The following is a 24982-nucleotide window of genomic DNA, read 5'->3' on the forward strand; positions in this document are numbered from 1 at the left end:
GAGCTGATTGCCTTCCTTGCGGCGGTACATGTGGAAAACTTGGCGCAGCTTTTCGGCTCAATCCAGCCGATTTGCGCACATTATACCGCCATAGAAGTGCCCAGATCCACTGCACTGCAAGCGGTCTAGTGATATCCAGGAAGCCCGAAATAGTCCAAGCCGAACAATTGGCGGACCGCGACTGGCTATGCGGAAGTATTGTCCAGAGCTTCCCTAAGACCCAAGATGCTTCAGCAATGACCTGAGAACAAGGCCTGGATTTTGCTTGGGAAATCTTTTCCATGCCAAATCCTTATTGTATTCTTGAAATCTATTATCCATCGAATAGTCAGCGTAAATTAAGTCATATTTAGTCTTAAAATTTAAGGAGAAGTCTTCTCGTAAATTACCAAAGCCAAACCCATCTGGAACAAAATGAGCAGCAATTGAACGCCTCCGAAGACTGCTATTCGAACCTGGAGCGGATCCGTGAATAATTCGGGAACTCCAGAAGAAAATATCTCCCCTATTCAACGGAGGGGCATAAACCTGTAAACCCGATGACTCCAAATACCTGTCTACTTCGACCAGAAAGCCATCATACATAGTATGATCTGTGGTATTAAGATAGTTTTTGTGAGGAGAAAAGTTATGAGAACCTGGATAGACGTAGAACCTAATGCCTTCAGGATGCGTATCTTCAAGGGCCACCCACGCAGCGATGAGATGACCGTTGGGCCTAGAATCAAGATAAATCCAGTCCTGATGAGAGCGGGTAACAGAATGATCAAATAACATGGTTTGAAACAGCTTAAAACAAGATTTTTTCCCACTAATCTGGGATAAGGCTTGCTTAATAAGAGGCGAACTCAAAAGGGAGAGAATTGCGCGAGAAAACCTGCCATTAGCCCCTGCTTCAAAGCTATGGCAATTCAAGAAGCAATTAACGACTCCGCCGACATCCGTTTTTACATGTTGCTCCCATTGGCCTGATTGCCGAAGGTACATGCTCTCTGAATTAATTACTAAGTCGCGATAAAGTTGAAGCACTTTATCAATTTTCGCTTGATCAGTAGCACCTCTGCAGACTATGTAATTCTGATTAATATAATAGTCGAAGGGGTCTCCTATATTGTCTTCTAAATGACCAAAATATCTGAGTTTATCCATGTGTTTCACCGGAAACGAGTAAGGACTGCATATCTTCGCATGGAGCAAAATACATGGAGGCTAGATCGTCCAGTTTCGTGAGTGAACAGAGCTGAATGGCGACCTCACACCCAATCCTCGGCCGAACAACCTAGTGGGACTGCACACCTAGGGAAGCTCTGGGCAACGTCGTCCGTGGAGGCACCAACAGCGGCACGATGTCCAAAATGAGCACATCTGTGGACATCAAGGTTTAAAATAATTAACTACTGCTGATTTCACCATGAATCTGCACTGTTTTCTGCCCTGATCGGTGCCCTATGGGCCAGGGCTGATTCAAAGTCTTAACTCGAGCTTGGTTCTGGCTTTCTCATCGCCATCGCCAGTAGCGCCGTGATGTCGTGAGTTACGGCCTGCATGCCGGCTCGGATCGACTGAAATCCAGCCAGCCGCAACAGGTTGAGGGCTGCCGTCCGCAGCGTCGCCATCGCTCCGGCGCCGTTGCCCCGGTAGCGGTGGGCATCCTCGTGGAGCTGGGTGTCACGGATCCAGTGCCAGCCCTCAATGCTCCAGCGTTCCCGCACCAGTTGCAGCAGGGCTTCTGGGGTGGTCCGCAGGCTAGTGAGGAATCGGTGCGTGGCTTTGAACGGCTTGCCGCCGCGGGTGCCGATCGCGGACACCTCCACGATCCAGCTGGTGCCGCTCCAGGTCTCGCGGATGTGCTCCGGTGCCTGTTTGGCGTGGAGCGTCCAGGTGATGGCACGACCATGACCCTCCTCGAAAACACTTGCCTCAACAGGGATGTGGCGTTTCCCCTGGAACTGGCTCCTGATCTGGCGATGCGGTGTCTTCTGGTTGGCTTTCACCGTCAGGAGGAAGTCGGCCCCCTGCTCCTTGAGCTGCTGAAAAACGGGCGCTGGGTGTGGAGCGCATCTGCCTGGATCAGCACCCCCTCCAGGTCGAGCTCGCCCAGCAGCTGTTTCAGCACTGCCCGCTCGTGGTTCTCACCGGTGGCGTAGCAGGCTTGGCTGATCGCCACTCCCAAAGCGGCTGAGTAGAGCGTCACCTGGGCAATGAACGCTGAACCACCACCGGCAGTGGGCTCAATCGAACCTCGCAGCGTCTTTCCATCACAAATCAGTTGGTCGAGATCCGCTGCACCACCAGGGATCTGGGCGATCGTCCAGTCACGGATGGCCGCGCACAGGGCCGCCACATCCACCTGCAGGAAGAAGTAGCGGAACGCCGAATCCGATGGGGGCCGCCGCAGTTCAAGGCCAAGCGCCTTGGTGAGCGCGGCGTGGTGACGGCGAGCAAACCGCTCCAGATCCCGCAGGCTCTGGCAACCGCTCAGGATCCCGAGCACCGCCACCAGCAGCAGGTACCAGGCCGGAATGCGCACCCCTCGCCGCATGCGGGCATCCGGTATCGCCTGCAGGTAACTGATCAGATCAAGATCAGTTGCGGCAGAGGCGGTTTCGGGCACAGGGAGGAGGCGATACCACCGACCAGACCCCATGCTGGCAGCTCAGGCCAGAGCACCTGTGACACACTTTGAATCAGCCCTGGGGGCAACGGCGCCGGAGCGATGGCGACGCTGCGGACGGCAGCCCTCAACCTGTTGCGGCTGGCTGGATTTCAGTCGATCCGAGCCGGCATGCAGGCCGTAACTCACGACATCACGGCGCTATTGGCGATGGCGATGAGAAAGCCAGAACCAAGCTCGAGTTAAGACTTTGAATTAGCCCTGAGATCAAAGGGGCCAGAGGGCTGGATCGCTTCCTGTTGCGAGGATTGGACAAGGTGAACGGCGAGTGGGCGCTTATGGCCACCACCCACAACATCCTCAAGTTGTTCAGGACATCACTGGCCACGACCTGAGGGTGAGCCCTCATCAAGGCTGCCCCTCAAATCATCTGTCGGCAGGATCACCAGTGGCCACATCACTTCTGGCCTCGGCGCAACACGCGACACGCTCCTAGAGGCACAACGACACGACCAACGGAATCGGACTGCCTCAGTCGCTGAAACGCCGAAATTCAGTCTGATCACCGCGCCATCAGCGCGATGCAGGGAAAAGCGTGCCTGCTGAGGCGGTTTTTCCGCAAACTCTTAGGGAAGCTCTGGGCAACGTCGTCCGTGGAGGCACCAACAGCGGCACGATGTCCAAAATGAGCACATCTGTGGACATCAAGGTTTAAAATAATTAATTACTGCTGATTTCACCATGAATCTGCACTGTTTTCTGCCCTGATCGGTGCCCTATGGACACGCCGATCCCTTGTTCAGCTGGTCAGCAGCAGTTGGCGGCGGGCCAAGAATAGGTTCGTCAGTGCGGCCAGCACATTCACCTTGCACCGATTCTTGGTCATGCCCCGCAGCCGGGTCTTCTGAAAGCCGAACTGCTGCTTGATCACCCGGAAAAGATGTTCCACCTTGGCCCGGATGTGAGCCTTGGCGGTCTCCACCAAATTCTCCAGCCAGCCTTCGGGCGTATCAGGTAAGGCCCGGCGTTTGCCGGGGCGCATGGCAACCCGAAAGTTGGCGGCCTTGCCCTCCATCTCCTCCCGTTTCTCAATTCCTTGGTAGCCAGCGTCCGCATACACCACCACCTCCTCGCCGTGCAGCAGGTCTGCTGCTGGGGTGAGATCGTGCACATTGGCGGCGGTGGTCTCCACCGAGTGGATGAGGCCTGTGTCCTTGTCCACGCCAATGTGGACTTTCATCCCAGAGTGCCACTGCTTGCCCTTGCAGGTCTGGTGCATCTCCGGATCCCGCTCCCCAGCTTTGTTCTTGGTGGAACTCGGTGCGGCGATCAAGGTGGCATCAATGATTGTCCCCTGCTTCATCGCCATGCCCCGCTTCTTGAGATGGGCTTTCACCGTCTCAAAGATCTGCTCTCCCAGGTTGTGCTTCTCCAGCAGGTGCCTGAAAGCCAGGATCGTCGTCTCGTCGGGGATCCGGTCGCTGATCAAGTCGATTCCAGCGAAACGGCGCATGGTGGGCACCTCGATCAGCGCCTCTTCCATGCCGGGGTCGCTGAGCGAATACCACTGCTGCATCAGGTGAATCCGCAGCATCGTTGCCAGCGGATATGGAGGGCGGCCACCTTTCGAGCTGCTCCTGGGGTAGTGAAGCTCAAGCAGATCGATCAGAGCCTGCCAAGGAACCACCTTGTCCATATCGGCCAGGAACTTCTCGCGCTTGGTGCGCTTCTTGGCCGTGGCCTGCTCGTAGTCGCCGAAGCCAAGCTGCTTGCCATCCATCACCCCAGTCCTGGCCAGAGATCACACGGTCATTGTCCCGCGACTCGGCTCAGTTTTCCAGAGGCTCCTTAGTCGTCGAAGTGGCCGATCACTGCCTCGGCGAAGCCGGAGCAACTGACCGGTTCCACCCGAGGTTCCATCAGTCTGGCCAGGTCATAGGTGACCTGGCCGCTGGCGATCGCAGCGCTGATGCCTTGGGTGATCAGATCGGCGGCTTCCTGCCAGCCCATGTACTCAAGCATCATCACGCCAGAGAGGATCACCGAACCTGGATTGATCCGATCGAGGCCCGCATGCTTCGGCGCGGTACCGTGCGTGGCCTCGAAGATGGCGGCGCTGTCGCCGATGTTGGCCCCCGGCGCCATGCCCAGGCCGCCCACCACGGCAGCGGCTGCATCGGAGATGTAGTCGCCGTTGAGGTTGAGCGTGCAGAGCACTGAATACTCCTGGGGTCGGGTCTGAATCTGCTGGAAGATGCTGTCGGCGATGCGGTCGTCGACCATCACCATCGATTTCCACTGACCATTGCCGTGGCTTTCGCCGATGGCGGCCAGCACCTCCTTCACCTCGGTGTCCACCGCCGCCTTCTTTTCGGGGGTGAGGCTGTCGTAACCGGGCTCGATCAGCCGGGCGTTGTCCTCGATGCTCAGGCCCGGCTTCTCCTCCAGGTTGCCGAGGATCCAACTCTCCCGTTCCGTGATGCACTGACCGCGGAATTCGCTTGTGGCCAGCTCATAGCCCCAGTCGCGGAAGGCCCCTTCGGTGAACTTCATGATGTTCCCCTTGTGAACCAGGGTCACGTGGCGCTTGCTGCCCTCCAGGCCCAGGGCGTGCTGGATCGCCTTGCGCACGTGGCGCTGGGTGCCGGCCTTGCTCACCGGCTTGATGCCGATGCCGGAGCCATCGGGGATGCGGCGCTTGCCGAGCTTGCCGTTGGCCGGGATCACTGTGTCGTTGAGATGGGCGATCAGCTCCACGCAGACCGGATCAGTCGCTTCCCACTCGATCCCCATGTAGATGTCTTCAGTGTTCTCCCTGTACACCACCACGTCCAGGTCCTGGGGCCGCTTGTGGGGGCTGGGGGTGCCGGCGTAGTAGCGGCATGGGCGCACGCAGCAATAGAGATCGAAAATCTGGCGCAGGGCCACGTTCAGCGAGCGGATACCGCCACCGATCGGGGTGGTGAGCGGCCCCTTGATCGCCACGCCGTATTGCTCGATGGCGGTCAGGGTGTCCTGGGGCAGGTACTGATAGGTGCCGTAGAGGTCGCAGGCCTCATCGCCGGCGTAGACCTTGAACCACTCGATGCGGCGCTCGCCCCCGTAGGCCTTGGCCACCGCCGCATCCAGCACCCGCTGGGTCGCGGGCCAGATGTCCACTCCGGTGCCATCGCCGCGGATGAAGGGAATGATCGGGTCGTTCGGCACCACCGGCAGGCCGTTCTCGAAGCGGATGGCTGTGCCGCTGCTGGGGGGAGTCAGCTGGTCGTAGGCGGGAGCTGGGGTGGACGCCATCGGCGGCAGATCATGCGACGTGATTCAGGACGAGCCGGGAAAACCCGTGGTCATCCGCCGACCATGTCCTGCAGCGGCCGTCGGCACGCTGCAGCATGGGTTCGGTGGGGCGAGCCTAGGTTCAGCCCGATCCGCACTTCTGCTCAGGGGAAACGCCATGAATGCGGCAGACCTGGCCCGCAGTCCGGAGATGGCCCAGGCCATCGCCTCCGCGGCCGGCCTGTTCCGGCGTCATTTCCCCGATGCCAGGGCCAACCTCACGCCCTGGCGTGACGACCCGGTGACCCGTCACTTCGAGGAGGAGGAGTCGGTGGACCTGGCCTTCCATTTCCCGGGCTGGAGCCCGCGGTTGCAATGCCGCAGCCTGCTGATGCAGCTGCGCCTCGCGGCGGCTCCTGCGCCCGAGCAGGGACCGCCGCGGCTGCTGGGGGTGGTGCTCAGCGGCATGACCTTCCAGGGGGAGCAGTGGCGGCTGGCCACGGTGGGCGACTGGTGCCCCAGCGGCCCGAACCTGCCCCGGCCCGATGTGGTGGAGAAGCTGCAGCAGGTCTGCCGTGAGCTGTTCACCCTGCTGGCCCGCGACCCGGATCAGCAGGAGCAGGCCGCTTAAACCTTCGCAACCAATGCGGGACTCCCGTCCACAATCAGCCCTACTTTGACTGTTCCGTACAAACAGCACCCCGGCTGAGATGGCTGTCGATCTGGCGTCCCAATTGCGCGAAGGAACCAAGAAAGCGCACACGATGGCCGAGAACACCGGCTTCGTGACCTGCTTCCTCAAGGGGGTGGTCGACAAGATCAGCTACCGCAAGCTGGTGGCCGACCTCTACTTCGTGTACAGCGCGATGGAAGAGGAGATCGGCAAGCTCAAGGGCCACCCCGTCGTGGGCCCGATCGCCAGCGATGCCCTCAACCGCCGCGGAGCCCTGGAGGCCGACCTGGCCTTCTACTTCGGCTCCGACTGGCGTCAGCAGGTGAGCCCCACCCCCGGCGCCGAGGCCTACGTGGCCCGTCTGCATCAGGTGGCAGCCGAATCCCCTGAGCTGCTGGTTGGTCACCACTACACCCGCTACATCGGTGATCTCTCCGGAGGACAGATCCTCAAGAACATCGCCCAGAAGGCGATGAATCTGGGCGATCACGATGGCCTGCGGTTCTATGAGTTCGACGCCATCCCCGATGAGAAGGGATTCAAGGCCAACTACCGCACCAGCCTTGATCAGCTGCCGATCGATCAGGCCATGGCCGATCGCATCGTGGCGGAGGCTAACCATGCCTTCCACCTCAACATGGTGATGTTCCAGGAGCTGGAGGGCAACCTGGTGGCGGCCATCGGCAAGGTGCTCTTCGGTTTCCTCACCCGTCGCCAGCGCACCGGCAGCACCGAAGCCGTCGCGGCCTGAGGTCCGGGCCGGTCATGGCCTGAGCCAGAGTCCTTGGCGATCGAGCCGGCTTCTTTGCGACCCCTCCGCTTTCTGGTGCCCGGTACCACCGGCCGCTTCCGCTGCGGAGGCCTGCAGGTGGAACTGCAGACGGCCCGCCTGACGGCGCAGCTGCGGCCTACCGAGGTGGTCACCTACCGCCAGCGGGAACCCGAGCGCCCCTACTTGAGCGATCTGCTGCGCCACGAGCCGCTGCCGGGCTCGGCCCTCTGGGTCGTGAGCTGGGGTTTCGATGTGCCGAAACTGCTGGGCCAGCTCAAGGGCCGGGCGGTGGCTTATCACGCCCACAGCAGTGGTTACGGCTTCGATCTCCCCCCCGGCGTACCCGTGCTGGCGGTGAGCCGCAACACCCTGGGTTACTGGGGCGATCGGGCGCCCCGCAACCCGCTGCTCCTGGTGCCCAATGCCTTGGAGCCCCAGTGGGTGGATCGGGGCCTCGAGCGCGACATCGACGTGCTGGTGCAGGCCCGGAAGACCAGTGCCTACGTGCTTGAGGCCCTGGTGCCGGCCCTGCGGCGGCGGGGTCTGCGCGTGGAGGTGCAGCGGGGCTGGGTGGACGACCTGGTGGAGCTGTTCAACCGCAGCCGCGTCGTGCTCTACGACTCCGCCGACTACTGGCGCGGCCGCGGGGTGAGCGAGGGCTTCGGCCTGCCGCCGCTCGAGGCGATGGCCTGCCGTTGTGTGGTGTTCAGCAGCCTCAACCATGCCCTGGCCGATTTTCTCGATCCTGGAATCCTGGGTCATCAGATCGGTTGCGGCACCCTCGGGGCCGACCTGGAGCGAATCAGTGCGGCGGCGGCGGATCCTCAGGCCTGGCGGGCCGAGCCGCAGCGCTTGGCGACTTTGCTGGAGACCTGCGGGGAGACCGAGCTGCTGCGGCGCTGGGCCGAGGCGCTGGAGCTGATCGATCAGCACTGGGACCGTCTGTTGGGCCAGAATCCGGGGGGCACGGCAGGCTCCGGCGAGCCGCCCCTGCGCTCACTTCCAACCTGGCGTCTGAGCTGGCGGCAGCGGTTGGGGCGCTTGCAGGGCTGGCTGTCCCGCTGACCCCGGTCGGATTCGGTCACATACCGTCGAAGGGGAATGGGTTCAGCGTCGCTGGGATCTCCGCTTCGATCGATGCCGCGCATGCGCAGCAGAACGGTGTCCCAGCTGCGCAGCCTGCTGGCTTACCTGCCGCCGGAGCGCATGCGCGCTCTGAAGGTGCTGCTACCCCTCTCGATCATTCCTGGCCTGATCGATCTGGCCACCGTGGCGCTGGTGGGCCGGCTGATGGGTGCGCTGGTGGGCAGCAAGCTGCCCAACACCCTCCCCGGCGTGAAGGTCTTCGGGGGCAACCCGGTTGATCAGAGCCTCTGGCTGATCTTGCTTCTGATTGCCCTCTCCTGGGTTGGGTCCTTCTCCAAGGTGGGTCTGCAGTTCTTCCAGCAGCGCCTCACGGCCAAGATCTGGATCGATCTCTGCAACCTGATTCACTCCAGGGTTCTGGCCCAGAGCTATGAATTCCATCTCTCCAAAAGCACGGCCAAGCTCTCCACCCTGCTGCTGAGCCACATCAAGAAGACCTCCAATTCGGTGGTCAATCCCCTGCTGCGCATGGTGGGCAGCATCTTCTCGATCCTCCTTCTTTCCTTCGGGGTGCTGGTGGTGGGCCGCTGGCTGGCGGTGATCCTGATCAGTTCGCTGGTGGGGGCCTATCTCACCCTGTCGCTGGTGATCACTCCCTATCTGCGCCATGCCTCCAAACAGAAACTTCGGCTCGAGTCGCGCAGCGCCCACATCCTGATGGAGTCGCTGGGCTCCATCCGCGACATCCGGCTCACGGGTTCCGAGAGCTTTTTCCGCGACGCCTTCGTGTCGACCGGCGAGAAGGCCAAGCAATATTCCTGGGCCTCCGAGCTGCTGCCCACGCTGCCGCGGATGCTGATCGAGCCGTTCGGGATCACGCTGATCTTTGCGGTGGGCGCCGTGCCGGCCCTGCTCAGCGGCGATCGCGACCGCATCATCCAGATCATTCCCTTCCTCTCCACCCTCGCGGTGGTTGCCCTGCGGCTCACCCCCCCCCTGCAGGACTTCTTCTCGGCTCTCACCCAGCTGCGCGGCGGCTTGCCGGTGATGGAAAAGACGCTTGAATACCTCAACCTGCCCAAGGACCGGCCCACTCTCCTGACCCCCGGGGTGCCCAGCCCCGAGGGCATCTTCCCCACCCGCACGATCCGTCTGCGCGACGCCTGGTACAGCTATCCGGGCAGTCATGAGCCCGTGCTGCGCGGGGTGAGCCTCTCGATCCCGGTGGGCTCCCGCATCGCCCTGGTGGGCTCCACCGGCAGCGGCAAAACCACCACCGCCCACCTGCTGCTGGGACTGCTTCATCCACACCCGGGCTGCCTTGAACTCGACGGCATCCCTGTGAATGATCTGGACATTCCGGCCTGGCAGGCCTGCTGTGCCCAGGTGCCGCAGTTCATCAACCTGCTCGATGCCAGCATTCTCGAGAACGTGGCCTTCGGTCTGTCCGAGATGACCGTCGACACTGACGAGGTCTGGGATGCTCTGCATGCCGCCCAGCTGGCGGAATTCGTCAGTGAGATGCCCTATGGGCTGCACACGCCCGTGGGGGAGAACGGTCTGCAGCTCTCCGGCGGCCAGCGTCAGCGTCTGGCCCTGGCGAGAGCCTTCTTCCGCCGCGCCCGCTTCCTGCTGCTGGATGAGGCCACCAGCGCCCTCGACAACCGCACCGAGAACGAGGTGATCGAGGCTCTGGAGGTGGTGGGCCGCCGCTGCACCACCGTGGTGATCGCCCACCGGCTCAGCACCGTGATGCGTTGTGATCGCATCTACGAGTTCGATGCTGGTCGGATCAAGGCCTCCGGTACCTTCGAAGAGCTGCAGCAGCGGTCGGAGACCTTCCGGGATCTGGCCTCTCTGGAACGCAAGCTGGTCAGCTGACGCCCTCCTCCTTCCCCCCATGAGCTTCACCCTGATCGCCGGCCCTTGCGTGATCGAAAGCCCCGAGCTTGTGTTCCAGGTGGCCGAGCGGATGCAGGCGATCGCCGAGCGGCTGGGCATCACCTACATCTTCAAGGCCAGTTTCGACAAGGCCAACCGCAGCTCCGGTGGCTCCTTTCGTGGCCCCGGGTTGAGCGGGGGCCTGGAGGTGCTCAAGGAGGTGAAGCAGCGCTTCGGCCTGCCGGTGCTCACCGACATCCACGAAAGCCAGCAGGCGGCCCAGGTGGCCGAGGTGGTGGATGTGCTCCAGATTCCCGCCTTCCTCTGTCGTCAGACCGACCTGCTGCTGGCAGCGGCCGAGGCGGTGCGCGGCACCGACAAGACCATCAACGTCAAGAAGGGCCAGTTTCTCGCTCCCTGGGACATGGCCCAGGTGGTGACCAAGCTGCGCGAGGCCGGGGTGGAGAACCTCTGGCTCACGGAACGGGGCTCCAGCTTCGGCTACAACACGCTGGTCGTCGATTTCCGCAGCCTGCCCCAGCTGCGCGCCCTGGGTTGCCCGGTGATCTTCGATGCCACCCATTCGGTGCAGCAGCCTGGTGGTCGCGGCAGCAGCAGCGGTGGCCAGCGCGAATTCGTGGCGCCCCTGGCGCGGGCAGCGGCCGCGGTGGGCATCGATGGCCTGTTCATGGAAGTGCATCCCGACCCCGACCAGGGCCTCAGCGATGGGCCGAACATGGTGCCCCTCCACCGGGTCGAGCCGTTTCTGGAGCAGCTCCTGGCCATCCGCGCCCCCCTGCAGGAGCAGGGGGAGGCCGTCACGGTGCTGTGAGCGGGTCCCTGGCCTGGCCCTTGCGCCAGCCGGCCCTGCTGGCCTGGCGTTGGCGTGAGCGGCTGAGGGGCCTGCGTCTGCTGGTGCTGGATGTGGATGGGGTGCTCACCGACGGGGGGCTCTGGACGACGGAATCCGGGGAGGTGATCAAGCGCTTCGATGTGCGTGATGGTCTCGGGATCCGCCTGCTGCAGCAGGCGGGACTGGAGGTGGCGCTGCTCAGTGGCGGCAAGAGCGGGGCCACCGAGCAGCGGGCCCGCTACCTGGGCATCAGCCAGTGCCTCACCGGCATCAAGGACAAGCCTGAGGCCTTGGCGCGGCTTCAGGACAGCCTGGGCGTCAGCGCCTCCCAGACGGCCTTTGTGGGTGACGACCTCAACGATCTGGCGGTGCGGCCAGCTGTTGGCCTGCTGCTCTGCCCGGCCGATGCCGTGGCTCCCCTGCGCCGCCGGGCTGATGCGGTGCTCGCTGCCGGCGGCGGCAATGGCGCCGTGCGCTCCCTGGCCGAGGCGATCCTGCGGGCACGCGACGAATGGCGGGTGCTGAGCCGTGTCGGCTGGCGTGACCGCAATGGTTGAACGTCTCGCCGGCCTGCGGGAGCGGTTGCGTGCCGGCCTGCGCCAGGCCCTGAGGGCCGGTCGGCTCGGTCCGGTCGGCCGGCTGGAGCGGCTGGACCGGGATGAGTGGCAAGGCCTGGCTGCCTACCGGGGGCTCGTGCATCAGGCCTTCACCCAGCGGCCCTTCGCTCCCCAGGTGAGCGCCGACCTCTGGGATCGCCATGCCTTCCGCTCTGCGGCCTCCACCAAGCCGTTCTTCAGCCCGGCCCGGCGCGAGCTGGAGAATTCTTCCCATCATTACGGCCACGACATCCAGCTCAAGCGTCATGCGGGCCTGCCGTTGATCGGGGCGCCGCTCCCCCACCTGCTGGAGCACGGCCTCAAGGTGAGCCGTGAGGCCACCTTCGAGAGTCCCCGCCCCTGGACCCGCGGCTACCTCTGCATGGGACCCCTCAGAGCCCGCTGGCTGCGCGAGCGCTTCGGGCTGCCAGCCCATCCGATCGGCCCCTGGATCGCCTATGCCCGGCCACTGCTCAAGGCCGAGGCCATCAGCCAGTTGCGCGCCGAGCTGGGTCCAACCCTGCTGGTGGTGCTGGCCCACAGCTGGGATCAGGTGGAGCGCCGCATGGACCTGGGCCGCTGTGTGGCGGAGGTCCGCGGGCTGATGGAGGCGGGCGGTTATCACTCGCTGATCTGGCTGCGCCACTGGAAGGACCCCGAGCGCCTGCCCCTGCCGCCCGAATGGATCGTGGCCTGCAATGGGCACCGCTCCAACCCCTGGTTCCTCGATGCGATGCGCACGCTGCTGGAGCTCAGCGATGGTCTGGCCAGCAATGCCTTCGGTACCCACCTCGGCTATGGGGTGGCCCTGGGGGCACGGCTGCACTGGATCGAGGCGGAAGCTGAGCAGGACCTCTCGGCCCTGGCCGGAGCCAAGGCCGTGGAGGAGGCCGGCGAGTGGGCCGAACGCCAGCGCCTGAGCGCTCTGCTGCGGCAGGCGCTGGCGTCGGCTGAACCTGGCTCCCAGGACAACGTGCGGCGTCTGCTTGATCCCTACTGGGGCTTCGATGCGCTTCAGCCGGTCCCCGCCCTGCGGGATCTGTTGCTGGACCGCCGCCGGTCCGCTCCCGCCGCCTGAGCCCCTGTGCTGGCCTTTCCGTCGGTTGCTCCGTTCCGCCTCGATCAGGTCACGGCGGCGCCGCTGCTGATGGCTGGCCTCTTCGCTGCCCAGCTGGCCCTGGCGACGGCCCTGGCCTGGGCAGGCGTGCGCCAGCGGGCGGCCTTCTGGTGGATGGCGGCCCTGGCCCTGGTGGCCTTGGTGGGACTGTTCTTCACCCTGGGCAGCTGGGGCAACAGCGACACCACCAAGTTGAGCTACTACTTCAGTTTCGATCTCTCCCGCGTCAAGGGAGAGGCCTTCTGGGTGTTGGTGGCCCCCTGGGTGGTGCGGCTGCCTTACCGAATGTCGGCGGTGCACGGGCTGGTGGTGGCCAGCTACGCCCTGGCGCCGCTGCTGCTGGCCTGGCACTGGCGGGCCCTGGCCTGGGCAGGCTGGTGGAGCCTGTTGCTCTGCTGCAGCCCACTGCTGCGCAATTTTCTTCAGAACGGTGTCAGCCGTCAGGCCCTGGCCACGCTGTTGTTGGTGCCCCTTCTGCTCTGGGCTGGCCGATTGGCACCGCTGCGGCGGCGCTGGGCCGCCCTCGCCGCCCTGCTCTCCCTCACGATGCACACCGCCTTCGCTGGCTCCCTGGCGCTCGCGCTTCTCCCCAGGCTGGCGTTGCTGCGCCCGCAGATGCCGCTCAGGCCAAGGCTGCTCAGGCCCGCTGGCGTTGTTGCTCTACTGGCCCTGGGCGCAGGCCTGGTGCTGCTGGTGGCTCTGGCCCTGCCCACGGCGCTGGAGAAGCTGGGCAGCTACATCCAGCAGGAGAGTTATTTCAACAAGTACCCCCTTGATCAGGCGGTGGGAAGGCTGCAGGCGGCGATGCTGCTGGGGGTGCTGCTCACCTGCTGGTGGCGCCGGCTGAGCTGGCGAACTTTGCTGCGCTGCGGTGTCACCCGTCAGTTGATCCTGTTCGGCCTGCTCTATCACCTGATGCAGTGGTCGGTGCAGGCCGTATGGTTCCCGCAGATCACCAGTCGCCTGGCCGATGTGGTGGGCTTATTCCTATTGGTGGTGTATCTGGCCTGGTTGAACCGTTACCAATGCCATTGGGCGGTGCTGCCAGCCTTGTTTGTCACGCTCGATTACTGGCTGATGGAGCGTCTTCTGCCCTCGCGGCAACTCACCTGCGGCCTGGACGACAACTTCCTCTCCATTCCTGATCGCTGGCCCTGGCAGATCCGCTACTGGGATCTCCCCTCACGCTGATGCTGCCTGCGGCCTTTCCGCTCGACGCTCCCTTCCGGATCGACCAGGTCACCCAGGCCCCAGGGCTGATGGGTGCCCTGTTCCTGGCTCAGGTGGTGATCGCGTTGCTGATGCACCTGGCCGGGGCCCGCCAGCGGCCACGGCTGTGGTGGTCTGCCGCCGGGGTGCTGCTGCTGCTGGTGCTGGTGTTCTTCACCCTGGGCAGCTGGGGCAACAGCGACACCACCCGCTTTTCCCATTACATGGCGGTTGATCCGGAGCGGGGACCACCGGAGCCCCTCTGGCGCCTGCTGCGGCCGTTGCTGTTGCTGCTGCCATACCGCATGGCGGCGGTGCATGGCCTGGTGGCTACTGGATATGCGGCGGCTCCGCTGCTGATGGCCTGGGCCTGGAGGGTGCCCTCCTGGGGCGGCTGGTGGAGCCTGCTGATCTGCTGCAGCCCGATGCTGCGGGGCTTCATGCAGAACGCCCACAGCCGTCAGGCCCTGGCGGTGCTGCTGCTGCTGCCGCTGATGCTCTGGGCGGCTCGGCAGTTCCGCCCCGGGCGTCTCTGGCTGGGACTGGGGGTGATCCTCTCAGCGCTCACCCACAGCACCATCATCTGGAATTTGTTGATCAGCCTCACCCCCCTGGCGATGCGCCTGCCGGAATCGACGGCCCTGGCGGTCGGGCGCTGCCGAAGGTTCTGGGCACTCGCCGGCAGGCGGCGCTGGTTGGTGCTGTTGCTGGTGCTTGCTGGTGGGGGCCTGATCGCCCTGGTGGGGGTCACGGCTTTACGACGGCTTCTGGATTACTCCTCCGATGCCTATTTCAGTGATTATTCGATCCGCAAAATCGTGGGCCGTCTGCAGCGTGCCCTGACCCTGGGCTTCCTGCTGGCCTGCGCCCAGAAGCGCCTCTCGCCCCTGCAGTTGCTGCGCTGCGATCAGACCCGGCTGCTGTTGGTCTTCGGGGTGGGCTATCTGCTGATCCAGGCCTCGGTCACCCACCAGTGGCTGCCGCAGGTGACCAGCCGCCTGGCTGACAGCGTGGCCTTCCTGCTCCTGATCAGCTTCCTGATCTGGCTGAACCACTACGACGCCCACTGGTGTGTCATCCCAGCGCTCTACGTCACGTTCCAGTACTGGTTCGAGGGTCGCATCCTCCCCTCCGCCGGCTTCGATTGCGGTCACAACGACGGCTTTCTCTGCGTGCCCGACCGCTGGCCCTGGCAGGTGCGCTGGTGAGCGGGCCCCGGCTTCACCAGCGCTCTTGATCGAGACACTCACTGCGCAACTCGCGCAGCTTTTCCCCCAGGGCTGGTCCGGCGGGGTATCCCGCCTCCATCAGCTGCCGGGCACTGGTGGGGGAGGCCAGGGAGCGCCAGCGCAGCAACCAGCGCAGCAGCCCCCGCCGCCAGACACCAGGCGGCCCGCTCACCAGCGCCAGGATCACCGCCTCGGGCGTCAGCCCCCCCCGCTCCAGCGCCAGGCTCAGCTGCGCCGGGCTGACGCCTGGCTCAAGGCCGGGCTCCGCGAGCCAGTGGCGCAGCCGCACCAGCCCGCGCAGCGTCAGCTGGCTGCGATGGGGCAGCTGCAGCTGGTCGCCCAGGGCCAGGGGAGCCGCCAGGGGGGCCAGCAGCGCCAGCATCAACCACTGCTCCGAAGGCCAGGGCGGCAACTGCGCCAGGGCTAGCAGCCGCTGGGCCCAGTGCAGCCGCCGCCGCCAGGTCCGGTCGTGCTGGAGGCCGGAATCCAGCAGCTCCAGGGCCTGCCACTGCTGCAGCAGCTCCAGGGCCCGCGGCCATGGCTCGCGTCCGAGCAGCAGCTCCAGCTCCTTGCGCAGGCGGCTGCCGAGGGAGGGGGGCACACCCGGACTGCCGCTGGGGTTGGCCTTACCCCGGCGCCAGGGCCAGGCCGCCAGGGTGTGATGCCACTGTGCAAGGGCCTCGGGGGCCAGCTCCAGGCCCAGCCGGGCGCTGTAGCGGGCCGCCCGCACGATCCGGGTGGGATCGTCCTGAAGGCTGTGCCCATGCAGGAAGCGCAGGCGCCGGGCCGCCAGATCCTCACGGCCGCCGAAGGGGTCCAGCAGCTGACTTTCGAGGACGTCGGCGTGGGCCGCCTCGGCCTGCTCCAGCTGCTCGGCATCCAGCAGCAGGGCGATGGCGTTGATGCTCAGATCGCGGCGGGCCAGGTCATCGGCCAGGGAGCCATAACTGACGCTGGGATTGGCGCCGGGTTCCGCGTACCACTCCCGCCGGGCGGTGGCCAGATCCAGCAGCACCCCGTCGATGTCCAGTTCGGCGGTGCCGAACTCCTCATGCAGCTGGCATCGGCGCAGGTTGTGCCCCAGCAGCTCGGCCAGCAGGCGGGCGATGCGGTGGGCGGCCGGCGTCCCGGGTTCGGACCCGGGTTGCTCGACCACCAGGTCGAGGTCGGGCAGACCCCGCCAGGGATCCCTGTGAACCCTGTGCAGGAGCAGATCCCGCACGGCCCCGCCCACCAGGGCCACACGCAGGGGGGCAGCGGCTTCGACCACCAGCAGCAGCGCCCGCCGCAGCGGGGGGTCGAGCTGGATCAGCACGGGGTCACCAGACGTCGGGTGAGCCAGGCCATGCGCCGCACCCGCACCAGGCGATGCAGGAATTCCAGGGGATGGCGCCGGTAGCGGGGGTTGTGGGTCCAGAGGGGCCGAAGGCCGAGCCAGACCACCTCGGCGCCGCTCAGGCTGCGGACGCCATAGAGCGCTGAGGTGAGGCCGGCCACCACCAGGCGCCGTCCGGGTGCCGCCCGCTCCAGAGCCCGCACCAGCACCTCCACCGGCACGGCGCTGCGCAACACGGCAACCACCCCGGGGGGTGGTTCGGACCCGAGGCTTCCGGCGGTCGGTGCCTTGGGGTGCTCGATCAGCAGCAGGCGATCCAGCGACGGATCGAAGCCCGGCAGCTGGTCGATCCAGGCCCCGAGCAGCTCCGGCGGCAGACGCGTCCCCGGGAACTGATGGGCCAGGTTGGGCAGGGAGCAAAGCCAGAGCGCACGGTCCGGCCGGGTGGCCGCCAGGCAGTCCTCGACGAACGGCTTGCAGGCCTCACTGAAGCTCGCCACCAGGGCTTCGAACAGCCGCGCCCGGGTGCCGAGCGGCACCGGGTCGATCGGCCCATGGGGACGGTGCCAGCACGGTTGGGCCCCTACGAGCGCGGTGTGCACCCGCCGGCCAGGCTCCCGGATCGGCAGGTTGAGCAGGCTGGGTGGGATCGCCTTCAGCTCGCGGGCACAGCGGTAGTAAAGGCCCAGTCCATCGCCGCAGATCAGCCAGGTGGGGATCTCCAGCTGCTCGCAGGGGTCCCGCTGCACCTGCTGCCACTGGTTGTTGAGGCAGGCCAGGTCGAAGGTGCCCGGCTCGAGGGTTTCCGGCTTCCGGATCAGCTGCACGGAGGCCAGCCGCTGGGAATCCAGCTGGCGCAGCTGCTCCAGCCAGCGCTCGATCGCCCTGTGCTGCTCGGCCAGGCGCAGGGGATCCCAGGTGATGGCTCCGGTGAGCAGCACGGAAATCTCCGCGGCACCGCCGCGCAGCTCCGGCCGCTCCAGCACTACCGCCAGTTGGTTGGCCAGGTGGATCAGCCCTCCGCTGAGCACCAGCACCCTGGGAGGCGGGCTCACAGGGGCTCGATCGGGGCCAGGCGCGGATCGAGGATCTTCGGGCCCATGCCCTCGAACTTCACCGCGATCGAGATCTTCTCGCCGCTGCCGAACAGGTGGGTGATCGTGCCGTCGCCGAAGCTGGCGTGGCGCAACTGATCGCCGATGGCCCAGGCCCTTGCCGGCGCCCGGCGCCGTACCGCATTGCTGGGGGCCGAAGCGCTGCCGCCGGCGGCCACCCGCTGGCTCTCCTCGCGGTCCACCCGGGTGAGGCGATCCAGCCGCTGCTCCCGCCGGATGGCGGCGCCACCGCTCTGGGGGATGTCGCCCTGCACCAGCTCAGGCGGCAGCTCCGACAGGAACACCGACGGCACCGCCGGCTCGCGCATGCCGCCCCACAGCCGCCGCTCACTGGCGTGGGAGAGGAACAGCCGCTCCTTGGCGCGGGTGATGCCCACGTAGCAGAGGCGCCGCTCCTCCTCTAGGGCGGAGGGATCCTCCAGGGAGCGGTAGCTGGGGAACAGCCCCTGCTCCAGCCCCACCAGGCAGACCACCGGAAACTCCAGCCCCTTGCTGGCGTGCAGGGTCATCAGGGTGACGCGGTCGGCGGCGGTGTCCTTGCTGTCGGCGTCGCTGGCCAGGGCGGCGGAGGCCAGGAAACCCTCCAGCGACCCCTCCTCGTTCTCTTCCTGGTATTGCAGGGCGGCGTTCACCAGTTCCTGCAGGTTGCGCCGCCGCTCCTCGGCCTCATCGGTGCCTTCGGTGATCAGTTCGGCCAGGTAGCCGCTCTGCTCCATCACCCGCTGCACCAGCTCCGCTGGGGGCGCGTCCTGGATGCGGCCGCTGAGATCACTGATCAGTTCGCTGAACTGCAGCAGCCCCTTGGCGGAGCGACCGGCCAGGGAGCGCACGGCCTCCGCATCGTTCACCACCTCCCACAGCGGCAGTCCCAGCTGGGCGGAGGCATCGCTGAGGCGCTGCACGGTGGTCTTGCCGATGCCGCGGCGCGGAACGTTCAGCACTCTCAACAAGCTGACGCTGTCGGCCGGATTGACCAGCAGCCGCAGGTAGGCGAGCACGTCCTTGATCTCGCGCCGGTCGTAGAAGCGCAGCCCGCCCACCACGATGTAGGGGATGCCCCAGCGCACCAGCGACTCCTCCATCGCCCGGCTCTGGGCATTGGTGCGGTAAAGGATTGCCATGTCGCCCCAGCTCAGCTCGGGGTGGGCCGCCTCGAGCATTCGCAGCCGGTGAACCACCGCCTCGGCCTCGGCGATCTCGTCGTCGCAGCGGGTGAGGGTGATCAGCTCGCCTTCGCCGCGGGTGGGGCGCAGCACCTTGTCGATGCGCTCGCTGTTGTGGGCGATCAGGGCGTTGGCCGCCTCCAGGATCGTGGCGGTGGAGCGGTAGTTCTCCTCCAGCTTCACCATCGTGCGGGTGTCCTCGTCGCTGGCCCGGTCGCCGAAGTCGTCCTGGAAGCCCATCAGGATCGTGAAATCAGCTGCCCGGAAGCTGTAGATGCTCTGGTCGGCGTCGCCCACGACGAACACCGAGCGCCCGCCCCAGTCGTTGAAGGTCTCGGGGTCGCGGCCGCCCGTCACCAGCAGCTTGATCAGGTCGTACTGGGTGCGGTTGGTGTCCTGGTACTCATCCACCAGCACATGGCGGAAGCGGCCGTGCCAGTAGTGGCGCACCTGCTCGTTGCTCTGCAGCAGTTGCACTGGCAGCAACAGCAGGTCGTCAAAGTCGAGGGCGTTGTTGGCGGCCAGGGCACGGCGGTAGAGCCGGTAGGCCTCGGCCTCCTTGCGGCCACGCATCCCCTCGGCCTTCGCCTCCATCACATCCGGCAGCCAGCCCTGGTTCTTGGCGTTGCTGATCGCCCAGCGCACCTTCTTGGGCTCGAAGCGCTTGGGGTCGAGCCCCAGCTCCTGGGTGACGATCTCCTTGACCAGGGTCTGGGCGTCGGATTCGTCGTAGATGGAGAACTGGCGGGTCCAGGTGAGCCCTTCCGGATCCTTGTACTTGTCGATGTCGAAGCGCAGCAGCCGCGCGAACAGGGCGTGGAAGGTGCCGATCCAGAGCTCCTTGGTCACCTCCCGGTAGATGCGGTTGCGCAGCTGCCGCTGCTGCTGGGGCTGCAGGGTGCTGAAGGGCTGGCCGAACTGGCTGCCGGCCAGCCGCTGGGCCAGCAGCAGCTCCAGCCGCTCCTTCATCTCCCGTGCCGCCTTGTTGGTGAAGGTGACCGCCAGCAGCTGATGGGGATCGACGCCGTGGTGGCCGATCAGATGGGCGATGCGGTGGGTGAGGGCCCTGGTCTTGCCGCTGCCAGCCCCGGCCACCACCAGCAGGGGGCCGTTGTGGTGATCGACTGCCCGCCGCTGGGCGTCGTTGAGGCCGGCGAGGAAGCTCATCAGAGGAACTGTATCGGCGCCTCAAGGCGCACCGGGCCCTGTCCCGCCGCTCCCTGACCTGGGCTTGGACAAGACTGCCCCCGACGAGTGCCTGCCCAAGTGTGTCCTTGCTTCGAAGGCCAGTGACGCGCTCCGAGGCCACCGCGATCGCCATCCAGGCTGCCGCCGATCTGGCGTTCCTGCTGGCCTGGCTGGCGGCCGGGATCGTCCTGGCGACCTGGAACGACAGCGCGGTTGTTCTCAACACGGACAGCTCGGCGCCGATCACCCAGCTGCTGTTGCTGGCTCAGGGCCGGGTGGCCAGCCTCCAGGAGCTTCGGCTGGCCAGGATCCCCAGCTTCTTCCCGGATCTGCTGATCCTCAGGGCAGGGATCCAAGGGATGGCAGGTCGGGAAGCCATCGATGCTCTTCAGGCCGGCTACGCCATTGTCATGGCCTCCCTGCTGATGGGAGTGCAGGGAGCGCTGATCGGCCTGACCACCAGCCTCAGTCGCTGGAGGACACAGCTGTTCACTGTGCTCGGAACGTTCGTCCTGATTCAGGTCAGCCCCCTCTATCGCGAAGCGGTCGGACTGACCCTGACCCCCGTTCACCACGGCGGCAACGTCATCAACACCCTGCTGACTCTGGTCTTGCTTGCCGTCATCGTCAGGAGCGCATCGACATTGCGATCCCGCATTGCCGTGTCGGCTCTGGTGGCACTGGTTCTGGTCGGCACCCTGTCCAATGTCCTGATGCTGTTCACGGCCGTCGCTCCAGTGTGTATCGCGCTCGCGCTTGTTCTGCTCCGCTCTTCCCCGTGGAGCGGGGGGGGGTGATCGCACCGATGATGTCCCGAATTGGCTTCGGACCCGAGGCAGGACCATCCAGGTGTCGCTGCTGGCGGCTGCCCTGCTCGGGGTGATTGCTGCTCGCGCCTTCAACCTGCAGTGCACGTTGAGTTTGAGTGTCTTTCCGGCCAGCAATCTGCTGGCGGAGTACCGGGGCTCGCCGGTTGTACTCCTCGCCACGGCCCTGGGCCTGATCCTGCTGCTTCGGGCCGTGATCTCCCACCACCGAACCAGGCAGGCAGTTGTTGTGGGTGTGGCTTCCCTTGACCCGGCCCGAGGGCCTGTGGCTCTGGCCGTCGCCCTGTCGGCCCTGAGTCCCTATGCCTACATCTGGTTCCTTCCCGATACACCGCGGCGCTACTTCCTCAGCCTGCCCTTCCTGCTGCTTGTCATGATCGCGATGCTCGCGTCCGCAGCCACAGCCAGGCAGTGGCGCGGATCGGCGACGGCCTCTCCGCTGGCCACGGCGCGGCGAATCCGATCCCTCGGTGCCTTCATGGCCATTCTCTGCGCCCTGCCCATCGCCTACGCCATGTTGAAAGTGTCTTCTTCCGCTCTGGCTGCCCGCTTCCAGCTGCGGTACGACTCAGGCGACAGGGTCATGCTGGAACGGTTGGCCTCCCTTGGGCATCACAGGGGCCTCTCCGACTTCTGGGGTGCCCATCTCACGGTGATCTCCCGTGGCAGCGTTGAAGTGCAGCCCATCAACAAGGACGGTGAACCCGATCTCTGGGCGCACAATCGGGAGGCGTTCCTTGTGGAACCTTCGCAGGCCAATGAAGCGATTCTGCCGGCGCGGATTGGGAACTTTAGCTTCGTGTATCTGAGGGTCGACAAGGAGGAACCCAGCCTCATCGAGGCCAAGGATGTCCTCGCCGCCTATGGACCGCCTTCGGGGCGGCTGGGATGCTCGAAGGATGGTTCCGGGCCGTGCGTCCTGCTGTACGGCGACTCCAGCCGCCTGCGTGACGTTCTTGGCGGAAAGCTCTCGACCTTCAGAAACCGCTGCCGTGATGGAAACGTCCGTTGAAGCCCCTGGCCAGCATCCTCACGGCGCAAGGCTGATCTGGCCTCGGCCGATCGAAGCCCGGCCCTTACTCTGACTGCCTTGTGATGTCCGATGGGATCGGCCCCGATGGAACAGTCCTCCTCTTTCGTCGAAAATCCCAGCCCGATCCCCATCTTCATCGGCTACGACCCGCGCGAGCGGGCCGCCACCACGGTTCTGATCGACAGCCTGTACCAGCACAGCAGTGCACCGCTGGCGATCACACCCCTGGTGACTCCCCAGCTGGAGCGGCAGGGTCTCTACCGGCGGGAGCGGGATCCCAAGCAGAGCACGGCCTTCTCCTTCACCCGCTTCCTCGTGCCCGCCCTGATGGGCTATCAAGGCTGGGCCATCTTCATGGACTGCGACATGCTCTGCCGCGGCGATATCGCCGAGCTCTGGGCCGAGCGCAGCGACGATTACGCCCTGATGTGTGTGCAGCACGAGCATGTGCCGGCGGAAACCGTGAAATTCCTTGGTGAGGTGCAGAGCGCCTACCCGAAGAAGAACTGGAGCTCCCTGATGCTGCTCAATTGCGACCGTTGCCAGGTGCTCACCCCCGACTACGTGAACAGCGCCAGCGGCCTGGAGCTGCACCGCTTCCACTGGCTGGCCGGCGACCACGAGATCGGCGGCCTCGACGGCCGCTGGAACCATCTGGTGGACGTCCAGGCCGCCCCGACGGCCGCAGTTGCCGAAGGAGGCCCCACCCTGCTGCACTGGACCCTGGGGGGGCCCTGGTTCCGGGAGCAGCGCACAATGGGTGGTCCGCTGGCGGCAGAATGGTTCTCCGCCCGCGACGACGCCCTCAAGCTCTGGGACTGACCCGTTGACAGCGCGCGCAACGCAGCCGACGGTGCCGGGGCTGAGCGTGGTGACGGTCTGCATGAACCGCCGCCACCACCTGCTGCACTCGGCCGCCGCCCTCAGCCGCTGGCCCCACCACCAGGAACACCTGATCGTGGACTGGAGCAGCGCCGAGCCCCTGCGCCGCGAGGACCTGCCCGACGATCCCCGTCTGAGGCTGCTGCGCGTCGAGGGGGAGAGGCGCTGGAACCTCTGCCGTGCCTACAACTTCGCCATTGCGCAGGCCCGGGGTTCCCTGTTGCTGAAGCTTGATGCGGATTGCTGGCCGAGTGAGCGCTTCGATCCCGCCGCCGCCGGGCTGAGGGTGGCCCTCGAAGCCCCTGACACCGCTCTGGAGGACGGCGACCAGTCAATTCTCTGCGCCCTTGGCAGTGGCCCCGAGGGCCGCAAGGGTCAGGTCCTGATGGCCCGCTCCCTGCTGACGGCCGTGGGTGGGTACAACGAAGTGCTGGTGGGCTACGGCTTCGACGACAAGGACCTGGCGGCGCGGCTGGTGCAGCGGCTCGGGGTGGAGCCGGCCCGAATCCCCTCCGACTGGCTGGAGGTGATCCCCCACTCCGATCAGGAGCGGGCCGAGCAGGCCGCGGCCGCCGGCCCATTTGGGCTGCGGCGCTCCCAGGGGTTTGCCGCCATGCGGGCCTCACGCCTGGCCAACCGGTTGCTGGCGGCCCAGCACCCCTGGGGACGGCGTTCGCGGGCCTCCCGCTATGGGGAGCAGGCCCCGGGAGTGTGGCGGCTGGAGCCAGGCAGCCTCCCCCGCCCCTCCCCGGCACTGCAGGAGGAGGTGGAGCACGCCCGGCGCATGACCTTCTGGGGCACCTTCCTGGCGATTCCGGAGGTGTTCCTCGAGCAGATGCCCTACCCCCTGGCGCCCCCGGCGCGGGGCGGACCCTGGCCGGTGCGCTGGTGGCATCGCCTCTACTGGCTCAGCTGTCGCCAGCTGCTGCAACTGCCTGTGTTCGCCCTGGCCCTGGTGCGCGAGGCCCTCCAATGGGCCCGGCAGCGGCGGGAACGCCGCTGAATCCCGTCCGTACATTGAGCGTGCCATCGCCCGTGGGCGCGATCCCCTCCCTCAGCCTGGTCACCGTCTGCATGAACCGGCGAGAGCACCTGCTGCGCTCCGCCGCTGCGGTGGCCGCCTGGCCCCACCACGAGGAGCACCTAGTGGTGGATTGGAGCAGCGATGAGCCCCTGCGCCGCTCCGATCTGCCGCCCGATGGGCGCCTTCGTCTCCTGCGCGTCGAGGGTGAGAGGCGCTGGAACCCCTCCCGCGCCTACAACTTCGCCCTCGCCCAGGCCCGGGGAGATTGGTTGATCCGCATGGACGCCGACTGCTGGCCCACGGCCGGCTTCGATCCGGAGGAGTTGCTGGCGGATGGCCCCCTCTGGGTCGGAAGCGGCACCGAGGGTCGCTATGGCCAGTTCCTGATGACCCGCGAGCGTTTCGAGGCAGTGGGAGGCTTCAACGAGTGCATGCGTGGCTGGGGCTTCGAGGACAAGGACCTGCGCGGGCGCCTGACCTTCCAGCAGGGTTGGTCCCTGGGGGAGATCCCCTTCGCCTCGATCGGGGTGATCACCCACTCCAACGAGGAGCGCATGGGCCAGCTGCGGGCGAATGGCCGCGGCAGTCTGCGCCACAGCCTCGGCCTGGCCACGATGCGGGCCTCCCGTCTCGGCAACCGCCTGGTGGCGGCCCACTGCCCCTGGGGCGCCGCCAGCCGCCGGTCCAGTTATCAAGAGATCCAGCCTGGTCTCTGGCGCCTGGAGCCGGGCAGCCTGCCGAAGCCCCCGGCGGACACCGCCGATGAGATCGATCACGCCCGGCGCATGGCTTTCTGGGGCTGCTTTCTGGCCATCCCCGACATCTTTCTGGAGCGGCTGCCGATCAAGCTGGTGCCCTGTGATCGCCACGGGGTCTGGCCGGTGCGCTGGTGGCATCGCCTCCATTGGCACACGGGCCGGCGGCTGCTGGAGCTGCCGGTCTGGCTGCTCTCGCTCGGCCGGGGCCGCCTGCAGGGGATGAAACGGGTGGCCGGGCGGCCGCTGTGATCCGGCTCACTTTCGTCTTCAATGCGATCCACCTCGAGGCCGCACGGCGCCTGCGGCGGGGGGAGGCGCCGGAACCATGGGTGCGGCGGACGTGGGCCATGCCC

The 24982-nt window shown here is 65.8% G+C and carries 23 protein-coding genes; 15 read left to right on the forward strand and 8 right to left on the reverse strand.

The window, feature by feature from the left end; all coding sequences use genetic code 11:
- Positions 1–213: 213 nt before the first annotated feature.
- The 3 genes from KBY78_RS05105 to KBY78_RS05115 all read right to left on the reverse strand — a co-directional run bounded on the left by KBY78_RS05105 (position 214) and on the right by KBY78_RS05115 (position 2614).
- Complete coding sequence (locus KBY78_RS05105; protein WP_255142673.1) at positions 214–1149, reverse strand: phytanoyl-CoA dioxygenase family protein; 936 nt, start codon at positions 1147–1149, stop codon at positions 214–216.
- Between the two features lie 323 nt (positions 1150–1472).
- A complete protein-coding gene (locus KBY78_RS05110; protein ID WP_255142674.1) occupies positions 1473–1994 on the reverse strand; it encodes an ISAs1 family transposase in 522 nt (173 codons plus the stop codon).
- A gap of 2 nt (positions 1995–1996) precedes the next feature.
- Positions 1997–2614 (reverse strand): ISAs1 family transposase, encoded by a 618-nt coding sequence (locus tag KBY78_RS05115; protein WP_255142675.1) that lies wholly within the window; start codon positions 2612–2614, stop codon positions 1997–1999.
- Positions 2615–2880: 266 nt separating this feature from the next.
- Here KBY78_RS05115 and KBY78_RS05120 point away from each other — a divergent pair, with 266 nt between their 5' ends.
- On the forward strand, positions 2881–3009 hold the full coding sequence (locus tag KBY78_RS05120) for a transposase (RefSeq protein ID WP_399215356.1): 129 nt from the start codon (positions 2881–2883) through the stop codon (positions 3007–3009).
- 404 nt (positions 3010–3413) lie between these two features.
- Here the strand turns inward: KBY78_RS05120 and KBY78_RS05125 are convergent, their stop codons facing one another.
- On the reverse strand, positions 3414–4394 hold the full coding sequence (locus tag KBY78_RS05125; RefSeq protein ID WP_255142676.1) for an IS5 family transposase: 981 nt from the start codon (positions 4392–4394) through the stop codon (positions 3414–3416).
- Between the two features lie 68 nt (positions 4395–4462).
- Positions 4463–5908, reverse strand: coding sequence for an NADP-dependent isocitrate dehydrogenase (locus tag KBY78_RS05130; protein ID WP_255142677.1), 1446 nt, complete (start codon positions 5906–5908; stop codon positions 4463–4465).
- Between the two features lie 157 nt (positions 5909–6065).
- Between KBY78_RS05130 and KBY78_RS05135 the strand changes: the two genes are divergently transcribed.
- The 9 genes from KBY78_RS05135 to KBY78_RS05175 all read left to right on the forward strand — a co-directional run bounded on the left by KBY78_RS05135 (position 6066) and on the right by KBY78_RS05175 (position 15282).
- Positions 6066–6518 carry a hypothetical protein gene (locus tag KBY78_RS05135; protein WP_006172521.1) on the forward strand — a complete coding sequence of 151 codons (453 nt, stop codon included), beginning with the start codon at positions 6066–6068 and terminating at the stop codon, positions 6516–6518.
- 79 nt (positions 6519–6597) lie between these two features.
- A complete protein-coding gene (locus tag KBY78_RS05140; RefSeq protein ID WP_006172520.1) occupies positions 6598–7311 on the forward strand; it encodes a heme oxygenase (biliverdin-producing) in 714 nt (237 codons plus the stop codon).
- Between the two features lie 75 nt (positions 7312–7386).
- On the forward strand, positions 7387–8397 hold the full coding sequence (locus KBY78_RS05145; protein WP_255142678.1) for a glycosyltransferase: 1011 nt from the start codon (positions 7387–7389) through the stop codon (positions 8395–8397).
- 72 nt (positions 8398–8469) lie between these two features.
- Positions 8470–10299, forward strand: a complete 1830-nt coding sequence (locus KBY78_RS05150; RefSeq protein WP_037981018.1) for an ABC transporter ATP-binding protein — start codon at positions 8470–8472, stop codon at positions 10297–10299.
- A 19-nt stretch (positions 10300–10318) separates the two neighbouring features.
- A complete protein-coding gene (kdsA, locus tag KBY78_RS05155) occupies positions 10319–11131 on the forward strand; it encodes a 3-deoxy-8-phosphooctulonate synthase (RefSeq protein ID WP_255142679.1) in 813 nt (270 codons plus the stop codon).
- Positions 11128–11709: an HAD family hydrolase gene (locus tag KBY78_RS05160; RefSeq protein ID WP_255142680.1), complete on the forward strand. Its 582-nt coding sequence runs from the start codon at positions 11128–11130 to the stop codon at positions 11707–11709. Before kdsA ends, KBY78_RS05160 begins: the two co-directional genes overlap by 4 nt.
- On the forward strand, positions 11702–12826 hold the full coding sequence (locus KBY78_RS05165; RefSeq protein WP_255142681.1) for a hypothetical protein: 1125 nt from the start codon (positions 11702–11704) through the stop codon (positions 12824–12826). Before KBY78_RS05160 ends, KBY78_RS05165 begins: the two co-directional genes overlap by 8 nt.
- A gap of 6 nt (positions 12827–12832) precedes the next feature.
- A complete protein-coding gene (locus KBY78_RS05170) occupies positions 12833–14056 on the forward strand; it encodes a hypothetical protein (protein WP_255142682.1) in 1224 nt (407 codons plus the stop codon).
- Positions 14056–15282: a hypothetical protein gene (locus KBY78_RS05175; protein WP_006172513.1), complete on the forward strand. Its 1227-nt coding sequence runs from the start codon at positions 14056–14058 to the stop codon at positions 15280–15282. Before KBY78_RS05170 ends, KBY78_RS05175 begins: the two co-directional genes overlap by 1 nt.
- Before the next feature lie 13 nt (positions 15283–15295).
- Here the strand turns inward: KBY78_RS05175 and KBY78_RS05180 are convergent, their stop codons facing one another.
- The 3 genes from KBY78_RS05180 to KBY78_RS05190 are packed head-to-tail and all read right to left on the reverse strand — an operon-like array spanning position 15296 to position 20084.
- Complete coding sequence (locus KBY78_RS05180; protein ID WP_255142683.1) at positions 15296–16618, reverse strand: CCA tRNA nucleotidyltransferase; 1323 nt, start codon at positions 16616–16618, stop codon at positions 15296–15298.
- The gene (locus KBY78_RS05185; RefSeq protein WP_006172511.1) at positions 16612–17694 is read right to left on the reverse strand and encodes a hypothetical protein; all 1083 of its coding nucleotides are present in this window, start codon (positions 17692–17694) and stop codon (positions 16612–16614) included. The genes KBY78_RS05180 and KBY78_RS05185 overlap by 7 nt, the downstream gene beginning before the upstream one ends.
- Positions 17691–20084 (reverse strand): UvrD-helicase domain-containing protein, encoded by a 2394-nt coding sequence (locus KBY78_RS05190; protein ID WP_255142684.1) that lies wholly within the window; start codon positions 20082–20084, stop codon positions 17691–17693. Before KBY78_RS05190 ends, KBY78_RS05185 begins: the two co-directional genes overlap by 4 nt.
- Positions 20085–20206: 122 nt before the next feature.
- Here KBY78_RS05190 and KBY78_RS05195 point away from each other — a divergent pair, with 122 nt between their 5' ends.
- The 5 genes from KBY78_RS05195 (at position 20207) to KBY78_RS05215 (ending at position 24878) form a co-directional block, all read left to right on the forward strand.
- On the forward strand, positions 20207–20902 hold the full coding sequence (locus KBY78_RS05195; RefSeq protein WP_255142685.1) for a hypothetical protein: 696 nt from the start codon (positions 20207–20209) through the stop codon (positions 20900–20902).
- 52 nt (positions 20903–20954) lie between these two features.
- Positions 20955–21944, forward strand: a complete 990-nt coding sequence (locus KBY78_RS05200) for a hypothetical protein (RefSeq protein WP_255142686.1) — start codon at positions 20955–20957, stop codon at positions 21942–21944.
- A gap of 105 nt (positions 21945–22049) precedes the next feature.
- Positions 22050–22787, forward strand: a complete 738-nt coding sequence (locus KBY78_RS05205; RefSeq protein WP_255142687.1) for a glycosyltransferase — start codon at positions 22050–22052, stop codon at positions 22785–22787.
- A 4-nt stretch (positions 22788–22791) separates the two neighbouring features.
- Complete coding sequence (locus tag KBY78_RS05210; protein WP_255142688.1) at positions 22792–23850, forward strand: glycosyltransferase family 2 protein; 1059 nt, start codon at positions 22792–22794, stop codon at positions 23848–23850.
- 20 nt (positions 23851–23870) lie between these two features.
- Positions 23871–24878 carry a glycosyltransferase family 2 protein gene (locus tag KBY78_RS05215; protein ID WP_255142689.1) on the forward strand — a complete coding sequence of 336 codons (1008 nt, stop codon included), beginning with the start codon at positions 23871–23873 and terminating at the stop codon, positions 24876–24878.
- Positions 24879–24982: the final 104 nt, after the last annotated feature.

The sequence above is a fragment of the Synechococcus sp. EJ6-Ellesmere genome, assembly GCF_024345875.1.
GTDB classification, from domain to species: Bacteria; Cyanobacteriota; Cyanobacteriia; order PCC-6307; family Cyanobiaceae; genus Regnicoccus_A; species Regnicoccus_A antarcticus.